The organism is Vibrio sp. AND4 (genome assembly GCF_000171815.1).
GTDB lineage: Bacteria > Pseudomonadota > Gammaproteobacteria > Enterobacterales > Vibrionaceae > Vibrio.
In genome coordinates, this window is record NZ_ABGR01000064.1 from 1 (window position 1) to 3,943 (window position 3,943).

Genomic DNA, 3,943 nt, shown 5'->3' on the forward strand with positions numbered 1-3,943 from the left:
TACCCCATCACCTCCATCCCACGTGATAACAACGCCCTGATTTCGATAATCAATATGATAAGATTCGTTGTGTTGAGTACAAATTGTTCCGTTGCGTAACTTTGGAAGCCTAAAACGTGTAGTAGCCTGCATTATCTAATCCTTATATATCTGACAAACGTCTCAGTAATTTTTTACTTTTGTTTGAATAGTTTTCCCAAACAGCTGTATGGAAATTGTCATACATTTCAACAAAAAGACGAGTGTTAGCAATCATTGTTTTTAATTGATCAATTCTGATAACTGGTATTTCGTGGAACAACTCGCGAGTTAAGATCCCATGCTCAGCTTCAATATTAATACTTGCATGATCCTTAATAGGCTTTATAAATTCAGTTGAGATATAACCACTCTTTTCCATGGCTAAAATGTAACTATCCACCTTTATATCTTTTCCTTCTAAAATCCCCATAGTTGTAAAGAAAAATAGTGGTTCATTTGCAGCCCAATATGCCAACGCATTGCATAATGCTAGCGTTTCTGGTAGTGGTAAAGCTTCAGATATATCTAATTTCGATATACCTATATGGTTTAGTGCTTTAAGTATTAACTCATCATGACCATATTCTTCACCGTAGAATTCATTCATGATCAACCGTGCTTTAGTCGAAGGAAGATAACTTAAAACCGGGGAGTCAAACCAACTTTCACGGAATAAGAAATGATAATTTTCAATAGCCATTCCATAATATACGCTCTCTGGCACATCATTAGGCTTTTGCATACCCTGCCAGAACTTGTTTTTGTATAAAGTCGAATACAATAGCTTGGCTTGCAAGTCTTCAATCAATAAAATTGCTTCATCGCCAGAAATGTATTCGATACCCGACTGCTCATAATAGGATAGCTGACTTCCAATTAGCTCATTTACAAAGTTAACCCCTTCATCACAAAGGATATCTGGATGTTCCTGAAGAATTTCATTTATATTTTTCTGGCCATTACAGGCTTTTAAAAAATCGTTCCACTTATCTAAATTACCAGTAATGTTTTCGACTGAATAAGACAGACTTTTGTCACGATATACAATACCTTCTTCGCTATAAAATAGCTCTCCATGCACTACAACATATGAATTCATGTTCATCTCCATATTAAAAACAGCCAGCATTGCTGGCTGTCAGACACTTAAAGCGAATTATAGGTGTGCGGCCATAAGAATAGGGCGTTCATTCTTTGGCTTGATTACTACTTTTGTCTTCTTATTTTCCTGCTTTTGCGCTTTATCTTGCTTTACTGACATTACATTTCTCCTATTTATGCATAAAAACCAATTTTTTACGCAATTGGAGCATATCAAACATCACACAATGCAACAAGAATGAAACATATTAAATACGCAAACTCAACATTAATCATTATAATGCTGTCATTTGGTAGGCATATGCAACTGGGCCTTGCTGTGTAATAGTAAATTCACGAAGAGTTGACACCTAAATTTAGAATAAAACTCTTAGGTCATATCAGCTATCTACCAAGCGATTAAGCTTTAGTGGGCTTATCACTGCTTGAAGAAAGACAGGAATAGTCGATCATTTTTTACGCAACAAAGCCATACAACAGTTCAACTTACGGTGCTTGAAGCAATTTATTAATCAATGAATTATGTTTGAATTGACATCCTTCACGCACTTTGTAGTGTTGTGCTGATGTTAAATGTTGGTGACGAGCGTCTGTATTGACTCGTGAAATAGGAACCGTATCGGAGGGAAAATTTATTTATTATGCCCCTCTCTCCTTCTGAAGCTTCAAACTCATCAAAGGACCCAAATATGTTATTAGAGTCCGATGTCATAGTTAACACCAAACGTAAGTTTCGAGACCAAAGTTAATGCCGTTTAGGTCTGTTTTAACTTGCCCCGAAGAGATCCAAGGTAGAGTAGAGATAAGTGTGTCCTGCTCAGATAAACCGAAATACAAAGACACTTCTTGTAACTTCACTATTTGTTTACGTTGAATAAACGCCAACACTAGTTTTTTAAACTCGGTCACGGTTCGCAATCCGAAATAGCGGTGTAACAACTAAAAGTTATCTAGCGTTGGTCCCATCCTAATTTGCTTCTCATTAACGAGGACTAACCGTCTGTTGAATTCGTTCAACGCTACTTTCTGCTTCTCTTCAAAGCGCTCCCTAAAATCAGGTTTAAGAATCTGGCTAGAGTGTTTGATCTCGAAGAGTGTTGATTGCTCATTTTGACCTATTGCTAAAAAGTCAGGAGTATATCGGCACTTGCGATTATTGAATTGATAGTGGAAGCCAAAAGGTTGGGACGTAAAGCTTTTGATGTCTGCGTTATATTCGAGGTGAAAAACAGAAATCAAACTCTATAATGGACAGAGTGCGAACAACTGCATCACTCTTCAAGCTCATGACATTACAGATGTTGTGTACGTGAGATGACTTCTTGGTTTGGTCGAACATCGCGAAATCACTTTTGTGTAAACTACAACAAAAAAATAGACTACGAAGACTTACGGTACAAATATGAAGAAAGCCTGCAATTTATGCGAACATATATTGCAGGCTTCATAAAGGGTGGGACCCCAGCCACATCCCGGCACACAAGTCACACGCTGCGGCTGCTTCCTTCCGGACCTGACCGAGTTCACGAGCTATTGTTGCGAGAGGACCAAGGTCCCATTATTCTGTTTTGAGAGCTTGCCTCAAATGATGCAGGGATTATTCAGCATCGCCTGCCGGATTGCAAGGGCTAAAGCGACGATTTTCTCCTTTTCAACCCTGTTTGGACAAAACTCGGACAATCCAGCACATTAGGCTCAATCGTTAGAGCCCCCTGAAACTCCTTACACTGAGCCAATTACGATTAGCTCCGCGCGATAGCAAGCATTTATAGTTCAGTTTGCTCGTCACTGCTGCGTAAAACGTAGTCGGTCATCCAAGCGGTACCCAGTAAGCATATCCACACCACAAAAACCGGGTTCGGCACATCGATAGTTGGACTGACAATCAGCGCAGCAAATCCGACCGTCGGTAATGTCCAACACAATAGCTTCCCCCAGCGCAGTGAGTTTTTAATCTTCGTTAGCGACTCCATAGACGCCAAAATCCCCGTCAAGCTTAAAGCAGTAACCACAGCATATGGCAGCTCGGCCAACCACAGCGGTAAAAGTAACAGTAATGACCACCAGCGATGCTTCTCTAAAGGTTGCCAACGTCTTGCTGCCCACCATATGGCTGCTATCGACAAGGTTTGTACCATAGTAAGCCACGGTGAGCCATCAAGCTTACCCACTTGCTGAGTAACCATAATACCGACTTGTAACGTCAACACAATTAAGCCCGCTGTGAGTAAAACCCCCAACGAACTGCGGCGAGAGAAAACCACCATAAAGAGAGGAAAAAGGATCAAAACGCTGACCGACTGTGCTATCGGCTGTGCCGACAAGGTCACACCATAAACTGTCATAGCACCGAGCAGAACCAAACCAGCAAATCGGTCTTGGGGTAATACCCACAATGCGGGGATCATTAGAGCGAGAACGGGAATATCGCCTTCGCTCAGACTGATGGCGAGAGCGCATACCACAGCAAGAAAAATAGCAGTAAGAAATTGAAGTAGCGAAAAAACCATAGCGCCTCCTTGCTTCCCCAACTAACTTTGTAACTCGGCGGCATATCAAATTGAGTACTAAACGTTGTTGGACGGTCTATTTATACTGGAGATAAGTCTTTCTAACTTGTTCTGAACGAACAATTGCAGCTCACAAAAACAAGTAGCGGAAAGAGAGGAGCGGCAAATGATGTTACGGAGCAAGAACCAGTAGCGAAGTACAAGTCTTATGTATTACCATTCCTTGGCAATTATCAGTAGACGGATACAGTATGGACCAATTTTTAATGCAAATCTTTGCTGTAATTCACCAAATTCCCAACGGGCACGTT

At 40.7% G+C, this 3,943-nt stretch carries 2 protein-coding genes, 1 other RNA gene and 1 pseudogene; all 4 read right to left on the reverse strand.

Features of this window, described 5'->3' with window-relative positions; genetic code table 11:
* Positions 1 to 142: 142 nt before the first annotated feature.
* Positions 143 to 1,120 carry an iron-containing redox enzyme family protein gene (locus AND4_RS18340; protein ID WP_009844481.1) on the reverse strand — a complete coding sequence of 326 codons (978 nt, stop codon included), beginning with the start codon at positions 1,118 to 1,120 and terminating at the stop codon, positions 143 to 145.
* Between the two features lie 716 nt (positions 1,121 to 1,836).
* Positions 1,837 to 2,461: pseudogene (locus AND4_RS20585) on the reverse strand (Tn7 transposase TnsA N-terminal domain-containing protein).
* A 117-nt stretch (positions 2,462 to 2,578) separates the two neighbouring features.
* Positions 2,579 to 2,675: signal recognition particle sRNA small type (gene ffs, locus AND4_RS19765), an RNA gene on the reverse strand.
* A gap of 213 nt (positions 2,676 to 2,888) precedes the next feature.
* Positions 2,889 to 3,632, reverse strand: a complete 744-nt coding sequence (locus tag AND4_RS18355) for a hypothetical protein (RefSeq protein ID WP_009844484.1) — start codon at positions 3,630 to 3,632, stop codon at positions 2,889 to 2,891.
* Positions 3,633 to 3,943: the final 311 nt, after the last annotated feature.